This is a genomic window from Serratia sp. CY37869 (assembly GCF_052168895.1).
Taxonomy (GTDB): domain Bacteria; phylum Pseudomonadota; class Gammaproteobacteria; order Enterobacterales; family Enterobacteriaceae; genus Serratia; species Serratia ureilytica.
The window spans coordinates 202226-219466 of record NZ_JBJNLU010000003.1 but is presented as its reverse complement, the minus strand read 5'-3'; the positions used below and the strand labels follow the sequence as shown (position 1 = coordinate 219466).

At 58.2% G+C, this 17241-nt stretch carries 16 protein-coding genes; 9 read left to right on the top strand and 7 right to left on the bottom strand.

Going from position 1 to position 17241, the window contains the following annotated elements:
* Positions 1-109: 109 nt before the first annotated feature.
* Entirely contained in the window at positions 110-1195 is a 1086-nt protein-coding gene (locus ACJ8J1_RS16620; protein ID WP_033644735.1) for a tartrate dehydrogenase, read from the bottom strand.
* Positions 1196-1277: 82 nt separating this feature from the next.
* On the opposite strand from ACJ8J1_RS16620, the gene ACJ8J1_RS16615 reads away from it, so the two are divergent.
* From ACJ8J1_RS16615 to fbaA, 4 genes are all read left to right on the top strand, one after another.
* Positions 1278-2237, top strand: a complete 960-nt coding sequence (locus ACJ8J1_RS16615) for a LysR substrate-binding domain-containing protein (RefSeq protein ID WP_273866173.1) — start codon at positions 1278-1280, stop codon at positions 2235-2237.
* 312 nt (positions 2238-2549) lie between these two features.
* Positions 2550-3566 (top strand): erythrose-4-phosphate dehydrogenase, encoded by a 1017-nt coding sequence (gene epd, locus ACJ8J1_RS16610; protein WP_004931582.1) that lies wholly within the window; start codon positions 2550-2552, stop codon positions 3564-3566.
* Between the two features lie 70 nt (positions 3567-3636).
* Entirely contained in the window at positions 3637-4800 is a 1164-nt protein-coding gene (gene pgk, locus ACJ8J1_RS16605) for a phosphoglycerate kinase (RefSeq protein ID WP_025160206.1), read from the top strand.
* 116 nt (positions 4801-4916) lie between these two features.
* Positions 4917-5996 carry a class II fructose-bisphosphate aldolase gene (gene fbaA / locus ACJ8J1_RS16600; protein ID WP_025304179.1) on the top strand — a complete coding sequence of 360 codons (1080 nt, stop codon included), beginning with the start codon at positions 4917-4919 and terminating at the stop codon, positions 5994-5996.
* Positions 5997-6214: 218 nt separating this feature from the next.
* Here fbaA and ACJ8J1_RS16595 read toward each other — a convergent pair whose 3' ends face one another.
* Positions 6215-6883: a DUF1345 domain-containing protein gene (locus ACJ8J1_RS16595; RefSeq protein WP_033644737.1), complete on the bottom strand. Its 669-nt coding sequence runs from the start codon at positions 6881-6883 to the stop codon at positions 6215-6217.
* A gap of 204 nt (positions 6884-7087) precedes the next feature.
* On the opposite strand from ACJ8J1_RS16595, the gene mscS reads away from it, so the two are divergent.
* Positions 7088-7954, top strand: coding sequence for a small-conductance mechanosensitive channel MscS (gene mscS / locus ACJ8J1_RS16590; protein ID WP_015378992.1), 867 nt, complete (start codon positions 7088-7090; stop codon positions 7952-7954).
* A gap of 254 nt (positions 7955-8208) precedes the next feature.
* Entirely contained in the window at positions 8209-9336 is a 1128-nt protein-coding gene (locus ACJ8J1_RS16585; RefSeq protein WP_033644738.1) for a hypothetical protein, read from the top strand.
* Between the two features lie 97 nt (positions 9337-9433).
* Here ACJ8J1_RS16585 and ACJ8J1_RS16580 read toward each other — a convergent pair whose 3' ends face one another.
* The 3 genes from ACJ8J1_RS16580 to ACJ8J1_RS16570 all read right to left on the bottom strand — a co-directional run bounded on the left by ACJ8J1_RS16580 (position 9434) and on the right by ACJ8J1_RS16570 (position 13005).
* On the bottom strand, positions 9434-10783 hold the full coding sequence (locus ACJ8J1_RS16580; protein WP_033644739.1) for an MFS transporter: 1350 nt from the start codon (positions 10781-10783) through the stop codon (positions 9434-9436).
* A gap of 187 nt (positions 10784-10970) precedes the next feature.
* Positions 10971-12002 carry a methionine synthase gene (locus tag ACJ8J1_RS16575; RefSeq protein WP_033644741.1) on the bottom strand — a complete coding sequence of 344 codons (1032 nt, stop codon included), beginning with the start codon at positions 12000-12002 and terminating at the stop codon, positions 10971-10973.
* A 25-nt stretch (positions 12003-12027) separates the two neighbouring features.
* Positions 12028-13005 carry a DUF1852 domain-containing protein gene (locus tag ACJ8J1_RS16570; protein ID WP_033644742.1) on the bottom strand — a complete coding sequence of 326 codons (978 nt, stop codon included), beginning with the start codon at positions 13003-13005 and terminating at the stop codon, positions 12028-12030.
* 316 nt (positions 13006-13321) lie between these two features.
* Between ACJ8J1_RS16570 and ACJ8J1_RS16565 the strand changes: the two genes are divergently transcribed.
* The gene (locus tag ACJ8J1_RS16565) at positions 13322-13861 is read left to right on the top strand and encodes a DUF2058 domain-containing protein (protein ID WP_033644743.1); all 540 of its coding nucleotides are present in this window, start codon (positions 13322-13324) and stop codon (positions 13859-13861) included.
* 7 nt (positions 13862-13868) lie between these two features.
* On the opposite strand, the gene ACJ8J1_RS16560 is transcribed toward ACJ8J1_RS16565, so the two are convergent.
* The gene (locus tag ACJ8J1_RS16560; protein WP_033644744.1) at positions 13869-14567 is read right to left on the bottom strand and encodes an RluA family pseudouridine synthase; all 699 of its coding nucleotides are present in this window, start codon (positions 14565-14567) and stop codon (positions 13869-13871) included.
* A 214-nt stretch (positions 14568-14781) separates the two neighbouring features.
* Between ACJ8J1_RS16560 and argO the strand changes: the two genes are divergently transcribed.
* Positions 14782-15399 (top strand): arginine exporter ArgO, encoded by a 618-nt coding sequence (argO, locus tag ACJ8J1_RS16555; RefSeq protein ID WP_004931603.1) that lies wholly within the window; start codon positions 14782-14784, stop codon positions 15397-15399.
* 121 nt (positions 15400-15520) lie between these two features.
* Entirely contained in the window at positions 15521-16252 is a 732-nt protein-coding gene (locus tag ACJ8J1_RS16550) for an oxidative stress defense protein (protein ID WP_031300626.1), read from the top strand.
* A gap of 48 nt (positions 16253-16300) precedes the next feature.
* On the opposite strand, the gene ACJ8J1_RS16545 is transcribed toward ACJ8J1_RS16550, so the two are convergent.
* Positions 16301-17194: a LysR family transcriptional regulator ArgP gene (locus ACJ8J1_RS16545; RefSeq protein WP_004931613.1), complete on the bottom strand. Its 894-nt coding sequence runs from the start codon at positions 17192-17194 to the stop codon at positions 16301-16303.
* Positions 17195-17241: the final 47 nt, after the last annotated feature.

The following is a 17241-nucleotide window of genomic DNA, read 5'->3' as shown; positions in this document are numbered from 1 at the left end:
TGCCTTCTGCGGTGGTTTTCAACGGATTTGCGGCAGCGATCGAAGCGGAAAAACGGACGTGGCAAAGCAGGGCGCGGAAGGGCGCCCTGCGCGGGAAAATCTGCGGCGTTCAGCGTTGCAGCAGGGCGGCGATCGCCTGGCCGACTTGCTGGGTGGAGGCGCCGCCGCGCATGTCCGGCGTGCGCGGCCCGTCGGCGATAATGCGCTCAATCGCCTGCAGGATGCCGTCGTGCGCCTGGCGGTAGCGGGCATCGCCGTCGCCGAGGAAGTCCAGCATCATCGCGCCGCTCCAGATCATGGCGATCGGGTTGGCGATGTTTTTGCCGAAAATGTCCGGCGCCGAGCCGTGCACCGGCTCGAACAGCGACGGGAAGTTGCGCTCCGGGTTCAGGTTGGCCGAGGGGGCGATGCCGATGGTGCCGGTGCAGGCCGGGCCGAGATCCGACAAAATATCGCCGAACAGGTTGGAGGCGACCACCACGTCGAAGCGTTCGGGGTTCAGCACGAAACGCGCGCACAGAATATCGATGTGCTGTTTGTCCCAGGCGATATCAGGGTATTGGCGCGCCATCTCCGCCACGCGCTCATCCCAGTACGGCATGCTGATGGCCATGCCGTTGGACTTGGTGGCGGCGGTCAGGCGTTTGCGCGGGCGCTGTTGCGCCAGCTCAAAGGCGTACTTCAGGATGCGGTCCACGCCCTGACGGGTGAAGACCGATTCCTGGATCACCATCTCGCGTTCGGTGCCTTCGAACATCCGTCCGCCGAGCGAGGAGTATTCCCCTTCGGTATTTTCGCGCACCACGTAGAAATCGATATCGCCCGGCTGCTTGTTCGCCAGCGGGCAGGGCACACCGGGAAACAGCCGCACCGGACGCAGGTTGACGTACTGTTCGAAGTCGCGCCGGAATTTCAGCAGCGAACCCCACAGCGAGATATGGTCGGGCACCGTGTCCGGCCAACCGACGGCGCCGAAATAGATGGCGTCGAAGCCTTTCAGTTGCTCGAACCAGTCGTCCGGCATCATCTGGCCGTGGTGCTGGTAGTAGTCGCAGCTGGCCCACTCGAAGGTGGCGAATTCCAGCGACAGATCCCAGCGCGCCGCCGCCGCCTGCAATACTCGTATGCCTTCCGGCAACACTTCCCGCCCGATCCCGTCCCCGGGGATGGCGGCAATCTTGTAAGTTTTGCTCATACAGAGGTCTCATTTGTAGGTAGGGGAGATTGACAACACTGTTATCCTATAATTGACTAACTGTTAATCAATCCTGAAAACGGTGAAACATAAAACACGAATCATGAACAATATGCCGATCCTGAGTGACCTGCGGGTGTTCGTGCTGGTGGCGCGCCGCGCCGGGTTTGCCGCCGCCGCCGAAGAGTTGGGCGTTTCGCCGGCCTTTATCAGCAAGCGCATCGCGCTGTTGGAGAAGACGCTGGACGTGTCGTTGCTGCACCGCACCACGCGGCGGGTGGCGATCACCGAAGACGGCGAGCGCATCTACGAATGGGCGCAGCGCATTCTCAACGATGTCGATCAGATGATGGACGAGCTGTCCGAAGTGCGCCAGGCGCCGCAGGGCATGCTGCGAGTGGTCAGCAGCTTCGGCTTTGGCCGGCGTTTCGTCGCGCCGGCGCTGTCGGCGCTGGCGCGGCAGTATCCGCAGCTGGAACTGCGGCTCGACGTTTCCGATCGGCTGGTGGATCTGGTCAGCGAAGGTTTCGATCTGGATATCCGCATCGGCGACGATATCGCCCCCAATCTTATTGCGCGCAAGCTGGCGGACAACCAGCGCATACTGTGCGCTTCGCCGGCGTACCTGCAGCGCCACGGGGCGCCGAAAAACCCGGCGGAGCTGGCGGGCCGTTCCTGTCTGGTGATCAAAGAACGCGATCATCCGTTCGGGCTGTGGCGGCTGCAGGGGCCGAGCGGTGAAGAAACGGTAAAGGTGACGGGCGCGCTGGCGTCGAACCACGGCGAAATCGTGCATCAGTGGTGCCTGGACGGGCAGGGCGTCGCGCTGCGTTCCGCCTGGGACGTGAAAGAGAACATCGACAGCGGCCGACTGGTGCACATCCTGCCGGAGTATTATCAGCCGGCCAATATCTGGGCGGTGTACGTTTCCCGGCTGGCAACGTCGGCGAAAGTGCGGGTGACCGTCGAATTTCTGCGCGACTATTTTTGTGAGCACTACGGCGAAACGGTGCCGGCGAGTGAAAATCCGTCGCGGTCTTAAGGCCAAAAATGTGCGCCAGATCATCTTATGCTCGTAAAATTCCCATCCGTTACCTGAGGAACTGTCGCACGTGTTCCTTTTGCCAAAACTTTGGTTTATGCTCAGCTGAAGCGTTTCAGTTGAAGCACTCTTCGACAGAAATGCCGATGTGACGGCGGTGAAAAACCGCTGAAGCGCGGGAATAATGCAAACTCGGCGATTCACAGCGGGCGGTACGATCCACTACTCTATGCGGGTTAGTGAGACAACCAGTCAGCGCCGGGCGGCGCCGGTGAGTCAACCCGGCGTGGACGGCCCTTTTTCAGGAGCAGCATGACCATCCGCATAGCGATAAACGGCTTTGGCCGCATCGGCCGCAGCGTATTGCGCGCACTGTACGAATCGGGCCGACGGGCGGAAATCTCCGTGGTGGCGATCAACGAGCTGGCAAACGCCGAAGGCATGGCCCATCTGCTGAAGTACGACTCCAGCCATGGCCGCTTCGCCTGGGATGTGCGGCAGGAGTGCGACACGCTGAGCGTCGGAGACGACGCGATTCGCCTGTTGCATCAGCCGGCGGTGGAGCAGTTGCCCTGGGGCGAACTGGGCGTCGACGTGGTGCTGGACTGCAGCGGCGTGTACGGCAGCCGGGCGGATGGCGAGGCCCATCTGGCGGCGGGGGCGAAGAAAGTGCTGTTCGCCCATCCGGGCGGCAACGATCTGGACGCCACCATCGTGTTCGGCGTCAACCATCAGACGCTGCTGGCGGAACATCGCATCGTGTCCAACGCCTCGTGCACCACCAACTGCATTATTCCGGTGATCAAGCTGCTGGACGACGCCTACAGCATCGAGTCCGGCACCGTGACCACCATTCACTCGGCGATGAACGATCAGCCGGTGATCGACGCGTATCACGCGGATTTGCGGCGCACCCGCGCGGCGAGCCAGTCGATCATTCCGGTCGATACCAAGCTGGCCGCGGGCATCACCCGCATCTTCCCGCAGTTTTGCGATCGCTTCGAGGCTATCTCGGTGCGCGTGCCGACCATCAACGTGACGGCTATCGATCTTAGCGTCAGCGTGAGCGCCGCGGTGAAGGTGGCGGAGGTCAACCAGCTGTTGCAAAAGGCCGCACGGGAATCATTTCGTGGTATAGTTGACTACACGGAATTACCATTGGTCTCGATCGATTTTAACCATGACCCGCACAGCGCTATCGTCGACGGTACGCAGACCCGGGTCAGCGGGCAGCACCTGATAAAGACCTTGGTCTGGTGCGACAATGAATGGGGCTTTGCCAATCGGATGTTGGATACAACACGGGCAATGGCCGCCAGCGGTTTCTAGTACGGCGGCGCCGGCGTGATTGGCGCGCTGCTCAGGCAATTTTATAGAGATTCAATAAAGAGGGTTCACCATGTCTGTAATTAAGATGACCGATCTGGATCTGGCGGGTAAACGCGTACTGATCCGCTCCGATCTGAACGTGCCGGTAAAAGACGGTAAAGTGACTTCCGACGCGCGTATCCGCGCTTCCCTGCCGACTATCGAAGCTGCGCTGAAGCAAGGCGCCCGCGTGATGGTAACCTCCCACCTGGGTCGTCCTACCGAAGGCGAGTACAACGAAGAATTCTCCCTGCTGCCTGTGGTCAACTACCTGAAAGATCACCTGAAATCCCCAGTGCGTCTGGCGAAGGATTATCTGGATGGCGTCGACGTCGCCGAAGGTGAACTGGTGGTGCTGGAAAACGTCCGTTTCAACAAGGGCGAGAAGAAAGACGACGAAACCCTGTCCAAGAAATACGCGGCGCTGTGCGACGTGTACGTGATGGACGCGTTCGGCACCGCGCACCGCGCGCAGGCTTCCACCCACGGCGTGGGCAAGTTCGCGCCTGTCGCCTGTGCCGGCCCGCTGCTGTCCGCCGAGCTGGAAGCGCTGGGCAAAGCCCTGGGTAACCCGGCCCGTCCGATGGTCGCCATCGTGGGCGGTTCTAAAGTCTCCACCAAACTGACCGTGCTGGATTCCCTGTCCAAAATCGCCGATCAGCTGATCGTCGGCGGCGGCATTGCCAACACCTTCGTGGCGGCGCAGGGCAACAACGTGGGCCAGTCCCTGTACGAACCGGATCTGATCCCGAACGCGCAGAAACTGCTGGAAACCTGCGACATTCCGGTGCCGACCGACGTGCGCGTGGCGACCGAGTTCTCTGAGACCGCGACCGCGACCGTGAAGCAGGCCAACGAGATCCAGGACAACGAGCAAATTCTGGATATGGGCGACGTCTCTGCCGAGCGTCTGGCCGTTATCCTGAAGAACGCCAAAACCATTCTGTGGAATGGCCCGGTTGGCGTATTCGAGTTCCCTAACTTCCGTAAGGGCACCGAAATTGTCGCCCGCGCGATCGCCGATAGCGACGCTTTCTCTATCGCTGGCGGCGGCGACACTCTGGCAGCCATCGATCTGTTCGGTATCGCTGACAAAATCTCCTACATCTCCACCGGCGGTGGCGCATTCCTGGAATTCGTTGAAGGGAAACCGCTGCCTGCAGTCGTGATGCTGGAAGAGCGCGCTAAGCAGTAATTCAGACAACGGGAGGCGAAAGCCGCCCGTTTGTTTTATACCGCGCGGCAAATGCTGCGCGGCGTGAAAACATCGATTTACATCCATCTACGGCCGACGAAACAGGACAAAGTAACATGTCTAAAATTTTTGATTTCGTAAAACCGGGTGTCATCACGGGTGATGACGTTCAGAAAGTCTTCGCAGTTGCTAAAGAGAACAACTTTGCGCTGCCAGCGGTAAACTGCGTGGGTACCGACTCCATCAACGCAGTGCTGGAAGCCGCGGCTAAAGTGCGCGCGCCGGTCATCGTTCAGTTCTCCAACGGCGGCGCCGCATTCATCGCCGGCAAAGGCGTGAAGACCGATGTGCCTCAGGGCGCAGCGATTCTGGGCGCTATCTCCGGCGCACACCACGTTCACCAGATGGCTGAACACTACGGCGTGCCGGTGATCCTGCACACCGACCACTGCGCGAAGAAACTGCTGCCATGGCTGGACGGCCTGCTGGACGCCGGCGAGAAACACTTCGCCGCTACCGGCAAACCGCTGTTCTCTTCCCACATGATCGATCTGTCTGAAGAGTCTCTGGAAGAAAACATCGAGATCTGCAGCGCCTACCTGAAGCGCATGGCCAAAATCGGCATGACGCTGGAAATCGAACTGGGCTGCACCGGCGGTGAAGAAGATGGCGTGGACAACAGCCATATGGACGCTTCCGCTCTGTACACCCAGCCGGAAGACGTGGCTTACGCGTACGAAAAACTGAACGCCATCAGCCCGCGCTTCACCATCGCTGCATCGTTCGGTAACGTGCACGGCGTGTACAAGCCAGGCAACGTTAAGCTGACTCCAACCATCCTGCGCGATTCTCAGGATTACGTGTCCAAGAAATTCAACCTGCCGCACAACAGCCTGAACTTCGTGTTCCACGGCGGTTCCGGTTCTACCGACGCAGAGATCAAAGAGTCTGTGGGTTACGGCGTGATCAAGATGAACATCGACACCGACACCCAATGGGCGACCTGGGACGGCATCCTGCAGTACTACAAAGCGAACGAAGCTTACCTGCAGGGCCAGCTGGGCAACCCGAAAGGCGCCGATCAGCCTAACAAGAAATACTACGATCCACGCGTATGGCTGCGCGCAGCGCAGACCAGCATGGTGACGCGTCTGGAGCAGGCCTTCAAAGATCTGAACGCGGTAGACGTTCTGTAATCTTCGGCACCTGTTGCATGATGTACAAGGCTCCCTGCGGGGAGCCTTTTTGTTTATGGCAAGCCTGATGCGTGGCTTGGCTTGCCGTAGGCAAAATATAAAAAATAAGGAAAATCAATTTATTGATTTTCGACTGATGATCACAAAGGAGGAAAAACCACGTTTTTTCCTCCTTTGTTTGCAATTTAAAGGCTCCCTGCGGGGAGCCTTTTTCGTTTTCAGCCCAACAGGCCGGCGCCGACGTTGATGGACAGGCCCAGGATCAGCATGTTGAACGCGAAGGAGATCACCGACTGCAGAAGGGTGATCTTGCGCACCTCTGCCGCGCCGACCGCCACATCGGCGGTTTGCGACGCGACCGCGATGGTGAAGGAGAAGTAGGCGAAATCCAGATAGGTGGGATCGGCGAGATTGCCGGGGAACAGCAGCGGCAAAGGATCCTGCTGTGCGCCCTGGCGATAAAACTGATGAGCATAGTGCATGGTGAAGGCGGTCGGCAGAAGCAGCCAGGAGACCGCCAGCGTGGCGCCGGTCAGGAGCAAATGCAGCGTTTTCAGAGAGCCGGCCACCTGTTTGGCGCTGCTCAATTCAAACAGGATCGCCAGTAAGCTGACCAGGCAGCCGAGGCTGACTAACGCCAGCACCATGCTGGCGCTTTCGTCCTGCCGCCGGGCGATTTGGCGAATGTGCTGCGGCGTGCTGACCAGCATCAGCCGCCAGAGAAACAGCAGGTAGAGCCAGGCCAGCGTATTCCAGCCGATCATCAAGCGTTGCAGCAGCGAGAGCTGGGCGGGCAGCAGCAGAAAGCATAGCAGCCCGGCGCCGACGGAAAACAGCAGCCTGGGCCGCACTTGCCAATAGTGTTTGAGCGAAGAGCGAATGTGCATGAAGAACGGATCCCTTGTCGTGAAATGGCCAACGCGCTGTTCTCAGCATAGAAGAAGCGGCGGGCGGTTTCGGCTATTTTTAATGCTGATGGTTGGCATGAGCCTTTAATGTTGGTTACCCTTAGGCGTGGTTTCCTACTGGCCGCCGAGGCCAGTGTATTTTTGCGAGTTTCTCCCGTTAGGGACTGAGTTAGGACGACACGAATGAAAGATTTGAATGTAGTAGACGGCATCAACGGTGCCGGCGACTGGTTGGTGAAGAATCAGGATCTGTTGATCCAGTACGCGGTGAATATCGTCGCCGCCATCGTTATCCTGATCATCGGTTCGATTGTGGCCCGCGTGGTCGGCAATGCGCTGAACCGCGTGATGAAGCTGCGTGGCATCGACGCCACGGTGGCCGACTTCCTGTCAGCGATCGTGCGTTACGGCGTGCTGGCGTTCACCTTCATCGCCGTGCTGGGGCGCGTCGGCGTGCAGACAACCTCGGTGATCGCGGTGCTGGGTGCCGCCGGTTTGGCCGTCGGCCTGGCGCTGCAAGGCTCGCTGTCCAACTTCGCCGCCGGCGTGCTGCTGGTGATCTTCCGTCCGCTGCGCGTGGGTGAATATGTCGATCTGGGCGGCGTGGCCGGCACCGTCGATCAGGTGCAGATTTTCTCCACCACCCTGCGCACCGCCGACAACAAAACCATCGTGGTGCCGAACGGTAAAATCATCGCCGGCAACATCATCAACTACTCCCGCGAACCGAACCGCCGCGTGGATATCGTGGTGGGCGTGGCCTACAACGCCGATATCGACGTGGTGAAGAAGGTGCTGGGCGACGTGATCGCCGCCGACAAACGCATCATGCACGCCAAAGGCGTGACCGTGCGCCTGAACGAGATGGCGCCGTCCTCGCTGAACTTCGTGACCCGTTCCTGGACTACCAACGCGGAATATTGGAACGTGTACTTCGATCTGATGGAAAACTTCAAGCGCGCGCTGGATGCCCACAACATCGGCATTCCGTTCCCGCAGATGGATGTGCACCTGTATCGTACCGAAGACGCTTCCGCCAAGGCGGAATAACAGAGAAGGGGGCCTTGCCCCCTTTTTTTTGCCATTTTCCCCGTATTAGCCAGGCAGCCATTCAATCTGTCTCCGCTGTATCGATATTGGTGCCAAGCCGATATGCGCCTTCGGAAATTGCGGCCTATGACAAGTAGATGCGGGCGTAATAACGAGAAGCTCAATAAGTCGCGGTAAAAACGACTTTTCGTTGTTACTGTTTCCTTCTCTGATACCATAGCTTTCTTGTGGATTGTCGATAGGAAAGGGATGAAATGAAAAGGGCTGTTATTGCCGCATTATTGAGCGTCTTGATCTCTGGATGTGGGCCAAAAGCATTGTCGCCTGAACAAATACAGCAAGTAGACGATTTAAAGTCAGAGCTGGTGAGTACGGATGCCGAGATTGAAAACGCAGCTAAACAGCAGGACACGTTAAACGGCGGCTTGATTAAATCTCTGGTGATGGCGCGACTGGAAATTCTGAAAACGAACAAGGCGCTTATTCAGCAACGAATCAATGCGATCGAGTCTGGATCAAAGGTTGAGATTGTCACGAACCAGACCGCGCCGGATCTGAAGCTGGCGGAAAAGCTCACCGCCGAATTGGCAATGCTGACTCGGGAAATATCGACCGCTAAACAAGAGGCCGCACAATACGATGGTGGTCTGGTGGGGTCGATAAAAAAGGCAACGATAGCCACTCAAGAGCAAAGTCTGGCGATGTTGCAGCAAAAATTGCTGTCGGCGAAATATGGCCTGGCCGTTCCGACGATAGCCCATCATGCAACATCAACCGCTTCAAAATCCAATCAGCGGGAAGAACCGGTGGCGAAAGACGCGTTGCTTCCGCCCGGCATTGGGCCGTTTGGACTGCAAATGGGGTTGACGAAAAAGAACGTCGAGGACATGACAGGCGTTACCTTAACGGCAATACCGAATCGTCTTAATATTTATACTACGGAGGTCGTCCCCAAAACGTATTACGCCTTTGAAACCTACATTTTGCTCATCTCTCCCAAGGTTGGTTTATGCCGAATTCGCGCGCTTAGCGGTGATATCAATACAGACAGTTATGGGGTGGAGTTAAAGTCCAGGGTGAAGGACATTGCTAAATCATTGACCGCTAATTATGGCAAAGGAAATGCTACTGACTTGCTGTTGCCGGGGTCGTTATGGAAAGAACCTGGTGATTGGATGATGGGGCTGCTTAAAAAAGAACGCTATTTCGGTATTGACTGGGAAGAGAAAAAAGATAAACCGTTCAAGAACGATTTGCAGGGGATTATGCTTGAAGCGACCGCCGTCAATAGTGGGGTTGGGAGCGTTTATCTGCAATATGATTTTAAAAATGTCGATGAGTGCATAAAGGAAGCCAATGACAAGGAAAACAGTGCACTATAGCGGCAAGCGCTTTTGAAAAATAACCGATAGGTTAAGGGTTTCTCATGAGAGGCCGAGATGCTACCGATGGCGTCTCGGCCTTTTATTTTCCGCGAGGTCAGATGCCCGCAGCCGGTTCCGTGAGCGGCGTGCGGCGGCGCAGGCTGAGGCGATAGAGCAGGAAGATGGCGGCGGCGCCCAGCAGCGCCGGCAGCGCCAGCCAGAGGAAGAACACTTCCGTCGAGCCGGCGGCGGCCATCATCCAGGCGCCGAGCATCGAGCCGACAATTGAGCCGAAGCGGCCATTGGCCATGGCCCAGCTGACGCCGGTGACGCGGGCTGCGGTCGGATAAAGGGTGGCGGAGACCAGGTTCAGGCCGTTTTGCGCGCCGGCCACGCCGAAGCCGATAAGGAACACGACGGCGGCCAGCGTGTAGACGTCGCCCATCAGATACCCGGTCGCGCCGATCACCAGCGCGGCGCCCAGGTAGGAGACGGCCAGTACGCGGTATGGCCCGATCCGATCCATCAGCAGCGCCATCAGGATGGCGCCCAGGGTGCCGCCGAGCGGCACCATCGCGCCGATGCGCGAGGCGTGGGCGATATCGTAACCGGCGTCTTTGAGCAGGGTCGGCAGCCAGCTGGTGAGCAGGTAGAACACGAACAGCGAACAGAAGAACGCCACCCACAGCAGCAGGGTGCGCACGGCGCGGCCTTCGATAAACAGGTGTGATATCGGCGATGTGGCCTGCGGTGGGCGCTCGTCATCGACAATCGTCACGCCGGCCCAACGCTGGCCGGTGATGCGTTCGACCACCCGGCGCAGCCGATCGGCATGTTTGGCGCTGGCGGCCATAAAGCGTACTGATTCGGGCATCTGCCAGGCCAACAACGGCAGCAGCGCCAACGGCGCGATGCCACCGACCAGCAGCAGGCCGCGCCAGCCGAACGCCGGGATGATCTGCCCGGCCAGCAGGCCGCCCAGGGCCAACCCGGCGGTAAAGCCGCTCCAGCTCAAGGTGACCATCAGCATGCGGCGGCGCGCCGGCGAGTACTCCGAGCTGAGGGTGATGCAGGTCGGTATCGCGCCTCCGAGGCCAATGCCGGTGATGAAGCGCAGCAGGGTCAGGGATTCGATCGAATGCGTATAGGCCGAAGCCAGAGTACAGCCGCCAAACACCAGCACCGCGACGAGCAGCACGCGTTTGCGGCCAATGGCGTCGGCGATCGGCCCGAACAGCAGGCTGCCGATCAGCAGGCCGAACAGCCCCGCGCCGAAGGCGGGGGAGAGCTGAGCGGGCAGCAGATCCCACTCTTCGCGCAGCGCCGGCGCGATATAGCCGATGATGGCGGTATCGAAACCGTCCAGAAGGGCAATGAGGAAACACAGGGTCAGGATCAGGATTTGGTAGGGGGAGATCCTGGCGCGATCGATGATTTCGCTGATGCGAGCGGTATTTGGGCTCATGGTTATTCCACTGTTATTCGGCTTGTGTGGGCTGGCTGAGGGCTGTTCAGGCCAGGCCTGAACCAAAACCGCTGTGGCTGGCATCGCGTAGAAATCCGAGTATACACCAGAGCGGGGGCGTTGCGGGGAGGGGAAATTGATGATAATCGCCCGCCGCAGGAGGTGTCTGTGGCGGGCGCTGGCAAGGTTATTTGGCTAACAGCTCTCGGCGCACGATCTCGGCGCCTGCGCTTAACGCATTCAGCTTGCCGCGGGCGACCTGACGGGGCAGGGGGGCCATGCCGCAGTTGGTCGACGGATAGAGTTTGTCGGCATCAACAAACTGCAGCGCTTTGCGCAGCGTGTCGGCCACTTCCTCCGGCGTCTCAACGGCATGATTCGCTACGTCGATGGCGCCGACCATCACCTTTTTGCCGCGGATCAGTTCAAGCAGATCCATGGGCACGTGCGAGTTATGGCACTCCAGCGAGATGATATCGATGTTGGACGTTTGCAGTTTCGGAAACGCCTCTTCATATTGTCGCCATTCCGAGCCCAGCGTCTTTTTCCAGTCGGTATTGGCTTTAATCCCATATCCATAGCAGATATGTACGGCGGTTTCACACTTAAGCCCTTCAATGGCTCTTTCCAGGGCGGCGATGCCCCAGTCATTCACCTCGTCAAAGAACACATTAAATGCGGGCTCATCAAACTGAATAATGTCGACGCCTGCGGCCTCGAGCTCTTTGGCTTCCTGATTGAGGATCTTCGCGAACTCCCAAGCCAATTTCTCGCGGCTTTTATAGTGGTTGTCATAGAGCGTGTCGATCATGGTCATCGGCCCCGGCAGGGCCCATTTAATCGGCTGTGTGGTCAGCTGGCGTAAAAATTTGGCGTCTTCAACGAAAACGGGTTTTTGACGCGAGACCGCCCCCACGACCGTCGGCACGCTCGCCTCATAGCGATTGCGGATTTTAACCACTTCGCGTTTTTCGAAATCGACGCCGCTGAGATGCTCGATAAACGTCGTGACGAAGTGCTGACGGGTTTGTTCGCCATCGCTGACGATATCGATGCCGGCCTGTTGTTGCTCTGCCAGTGACAAACGCAGGGCGTCCTGTTTCCCTTCGATGAGTTCTTCATTCTGCAATTTCCAGGGCGACCACAGGGTTTCCGGTTGGGCCAGCCAGACCGGTTTGGGCAAGCTGCCGGCGGTCGATGTGGGGAGCAATATTTTCATGATAGGTGACCTGTATTTAAGTGAATCAAAGCGCGTAGTGAGCAGACCATTGCTCAAGAATAGGCTTGTAGGGTTTGATAAATTGCTCTTCCGTAAATTTCCCCTGCTCAATCGCTAGCTGGCTACGCTCTTCGCGATCGTAAACAATCTTGGTTAATGAATGATCCTGGTTATTCAGGCTTGGCTGATAGCATTGCCCCGCCGCCGAATTGGCATTGTAAATTTCAGGCCGATAGATTTTCTGGAAAGTCTCCATCGTGCTGATGGTGCCGATCAGTTCCAGGTCGGTGTAATCGCTCAGCAAATCCCCGGGGAAATAAAAGGCCAGGGGCGCAACGCTATTTTTCGGCATGAAATAGCGCACCTGCAGGCCCATTTTTTTAAAATACCGGTCGGTCAATGAAGCGCCGTCTTGCCGATACTCGTCGCCCAAGACCGGGTGTTGATTGCCCGTCCGATGGTAGGTGTCTTTGCTGGACACGCTGAGGCAGATCACCGGCGGTTTGCTGAAATTTTCATGGTATTCGTTTGAATTGACGAAGTGCTTAAAGATATTGCCGTGCAAATCGCCGAAATCATCCGGAATGGTAAATTCCGCCGTGTTTTTATTGTGCGCCGGCAGCAAGACGCTAAAGTCGTAATCGCGCACGTAAGACGAGAAATTGTTCCCGACGATGCCCTCGATACGCTTTTGCGTTTTTTTATCGATGATGTTGGTTTTCAGGATTTCGATAACCGGAAAGCTGGCGCCCTGATCTTCGATGCGCATCTCAACCGAGATGATTTCCAGCTCGACGGAGTAGCGATCGGCCTTGGGGTTATCCCAATAGGCTAATGCATTAAAGCGATTGTCGATCATCACCAACGTGTTGCGTAGGTTCTCCCGGCGGTTTTTCCCTCTGGCCAAATTGGCAAAGTTGGTGGTGATACGCGTATTTTCAGAAGGGTTATAATCTTCGTCGAAAGAACTGCTCTTAATCGTAAAGGTAAAGTCTGTATTCATCGTCTTATAGCATCCTGTTATATGATATGAAGGCTGGATTTATCCATTTCTTTCAATGGCTTGTTTTTCTATTTTTTTATTCAGCCGATTTCATATTGTCTGTCGTTAATGAGGTCTATTTTTGCCAGAGTCCCTGGGGGAGTGAAAGAGACTTAATTTCATTACCACATGAGCGGTATTCATGATCGGGCGTTCGGGCCGTTTTACCGCCGTTGCTCTGCGGCGCAAACCGCCGGTGGGTTGGGCCGGCAACCTGGTGCAGCCTGAAAAATTACGGGTATAATCCCTCCATGATCCCACGGCTTCAGACACGAACATGACAAAACTCACCTTACAAGAGCAGATGCTCAAAGCGGGCTTGGTAACCAGCAAGAAAATGGCCAAAGTCCAAAGAACGGCTAAAAAATCACGCGTTCAGGCCCGCGAGGCCAGAGAGGCGGTGGAAGAGAATAAAAAGGCGCAGCTTGAGCGCGATAAGCAGCTGAACGAGCAGCAAAAGCAAGCCGCGCTGTCCAAAGAATACAAGGCGCAGGTGAAGCAACTGATCGAGATGAATCGCATCGTGCTGGCGAAAGGCGATATCGGTTTTAACTTCACCGACGGCAACCTGATCAAAAAAATCCTGGTGGATAAGGCGACGCAGACCCAACTGATCAATGGCCGCCTCGCCATTGCGCGTTTGCTGATCGAGAACCGGGAAGAGTGTGAATACGCGATTATCCCCGCGAGCGTCGCCGATAAAATCGCGCAGCGCGATGCGGGCAGCATTGTGTTGCACAGCGCGCTGAGTCAGGAAGAGCAGGATGAAGACGATCCGTACGCCGACTTTAAAGTGCCTGACGATTTGATGTGGTAAGCCGCGTTCAGAACGGCGCGGCGTGACGAGCGGTTATCCGCTCTCCGCGGATGGGGTGCACAAAGTCCAGTTCGCTGGCGTGCAGCATCAGCCGCGGCGTCTGCTCGGTACCCGGCAGCAGGCGCCCGCCATACAGATCGCAGCCTAAAATAGGATGGCCCAATTGCCGGCTGTGAATACGCAGCTGGTGGGTGCGCCCAGTCTCTGGGGTAAGCTGCACCCGCGTCAGCGGCAGCGAGATCCCGCCTTCCGTTTCACGATAAAAACGCTCGACGACCCGATAGCGGGAGCGAGCGGGCTTGCCGTGAAGGGCGCAAATCGACATCAGCGGGAACAGCGCCGGATCTTTGGCGATCGCCGCGTCTATCACCCCTTCGTCATCCGCCAGATGGCCGCAGAGCAGCGCGCTGTAGATTTTACCGACGGTGCGCTCGCTGAACTGCCGGCAGAGCGCGGCATTGACGGCCTTATTGCGGGCTACCACCATCAACCCGGACGTGCCGAAATCCAGGCGGTGTGCCAGCGTGCAGCCGGGGAAGATCTGCACCAGCCGGTAGTGTACCGAATCGAGATTTTGCGGATTTTTGCCCGAAAGGCTGAGCAACCCGGCGGGTTTATTGATCAGCGCCAGATGATCGTCCTGATAGAGGATCTCTATCTGGTCATGACAGGGCGGGGCGATGAAGGTATCGGTAATCGTAGACATCGGTCGGCCGGCTGGAGGGGAGAGGGGCGGATGATAGCGAATTTTTCGCCGATGGGCGAATCTGGCGGCGCTGGCCTGGCGCCCACAGGGTATTAGCATCTCTGATACTTGATTAGAAACATCAATTTCACCTAATGATCGCTTCCTCGTATGATGCGCGTGTTGACCGATACGCGCCCACGTCCGGCGCCTTTTATCATTCGAGGAATTTCCCATGCTAGCCGTCTTCCTGCAGGGCTTTGCCCTAAGCGCCGCCATGATCCTGCCGCTGGGCCCGCAGAACGTATTCGTGATGAATCAGGGCATTCGCCGTCAGTATCATCTGATGATCGCCTCATTGTGCGCGCTGAGCGATATCGTGCTGATCTGCGCCGGTATTTTCGGCGGCAGCGCGTTGCTGACCCGCTCGCCGCTGCTGCTGGCGTTGGTGACCTGGGGCGGGGTGGCGTTTCTGCTGTGGTACGGCTGGGGCGCGTTCCGTTCCGCCTTCAGCCCGCAACCGGCGCAGGCCGCGGCGCAGGAGCTGGCGCAGAGCCGCTGGCGCATCGTGGTCACCATGCTGGCGGTCACCTGGCTGAATCCGCACGTCTATCTGGATACCTTCGTGGTGCTCGGCAGCCTGGGCGGACAGCTGACGGCGGACGTGCGTTCCTGGTTCGCGCTTGGCGCGGTCAGCGCGTCGGCGGTGTGGTTCTTTGGCCTGGCGCTGCTGGCCTCCTGGCTGGCGCCGTGGCTGAACACCCAGCGGGCGCAGCGCATCATCAACGCGCTGGTCGGTCTGGTGATGTGGGGCATCGCGCTGCAGCTGGCCTGGCAGGGGGCAAATTTATAAGAATTTGTCACTAATCCGAATTCAAAACGCCGTGCGATATGCTACGTTTGATGCCAGGAAACCGGCGGTTCTCGCAGGGAAAAGCCGGCGATCAGAGACAGCCTGTCATTAAGGAGACACTGTGAAGCTAAAAGCATTGGCTATGGCCGCAATGGTCGGATTAGGGACGCTACCGATGGCGCTGCAGGCGGCTGAATTGCCTGAAGGGCCGCACGTCGTCACCTCCGGCACCGCCAGCGTGGACGCCACGCCGGATATCGCCACCCTGGCGATCGAAGTGAGCGTTTCCTCCAAAGACGCCGCCCAGGCGAAGAAGCAGGTGGACGAGCGCGTGGCGCAGTACTTTGATTTCCTGCAGAAAAACAACATCGAGAAGAAAGACATCAGCGCCGCCAACCTGCGCACCCAGCCGGAATACGATTACCTGAAAACCGGCGAGTCGGTGCTGAAGGGCTACCGGGCGGTGCGTCAGGTGCAGGTTACCCTGCGCCAGTTGGACAAGCTGAACGAGCTGCTGGACGGCGCGCTGAAATCCGGCCTGAACGAGATCCGCGCGGTGGAGCTGGGCGTCGCCAAGCCGGACGTGTATCGCGAGCAGGCGCGGCAAAAAGCGATCGAGAACGCGACTCAGCAGGCCGAATCCCTGGCCAAGGGCTTCCACGCCAAGCTGGGGCCGGTGTACAGCATTCGCTACCGGGTCGCCAACTACCAGCCGATGCCGGTGGCGCGGATGTATAAGGCGGCCGGCGCGGCGGCGGAAAACGACGCGGCGCAAACCTATGAACAGCAAAGCATTCACTTCGACGATCAGGTGGATGTGGTGTTCGAGCTGCAGCGCAACGCCGCGCAGTAAGGGTGTTGTCATGAAGAAAAGGTTCGCTGCGGCGAACCTTTTTTCGTTTTAATCCTGGCGCAGCACCTGGTGACCGTGCTCCAGCAACGCGTCGGTCACTTTACGCATCATGCGGCTCTCCGGCGCGAAGCGGTGCCAGTACAGCATGCGGCGCTGGTACAGCCCCGGCGTCAAATCGATCAGTTCGCCGGATGCCAGCTCCTTTTCGATCTGCAGATGTGGGATCATACAGCAGGTGGTGCCCTGACGGGCCAGCTGCACGAAGGCTTCCGATGAGTTCACGATATGGCAGGGCACGCTGCCCGGCGACAGATCGAAGTTCTGCTGCAGAAATGCCTGGTGCATGTCGTCGAGATGATCGAAGGCCACCGCCGGCGCTTTCAACAGCGCGGAGCGGGTGACGCCGTTCGGGAAATAGCGCTCGGCGAAGCCGCTGGAGGCCACGAACAGGTAGTCCAGCGCCCCCAGCCGATCCACCAGGCAGCTCGGCAGCGGCTGCGGCTGAATACTCACCGCGCCCACCACCTCACCACGGCGCAGCCGCTCCTGGGTGCGGGTTTCATCTTCCACCTGCAGGTTCAGACGAATGGGGGAGTCCGCCAGCACCGGCTTCAGCGCCGGCAGCAGCCAGGTCGCCAGACTGTCGGCGTTGACCGCCAGCGACAGCAGCAGCGGCGTATCGACGCCGGTGTCGTTGCCCAGCCACTCTTCTTCCAGCAGCTCCACCTGATGCAGCAGCGCCAGCAGCTTTTGCCCCTGTTCGGTCGGGCGCGGCGGCACGGTGCGGACCAGCAGCGGTTGGCCGAACAGGTTTTCCAGCTGTTTGATGCGTTGGGATACCGCCGATTGCGTGATGCAGAGTTTTTGCGCGGCGCGCTCGAAGCCGCGCTCACGGATCACCGCGTCCAGCGCTTGCAGCGTACGATAGTCTGGGCGTTTCATCGGAAAGATATCCCTTAAATTAGAATGATACCGGCACTATGCCACAT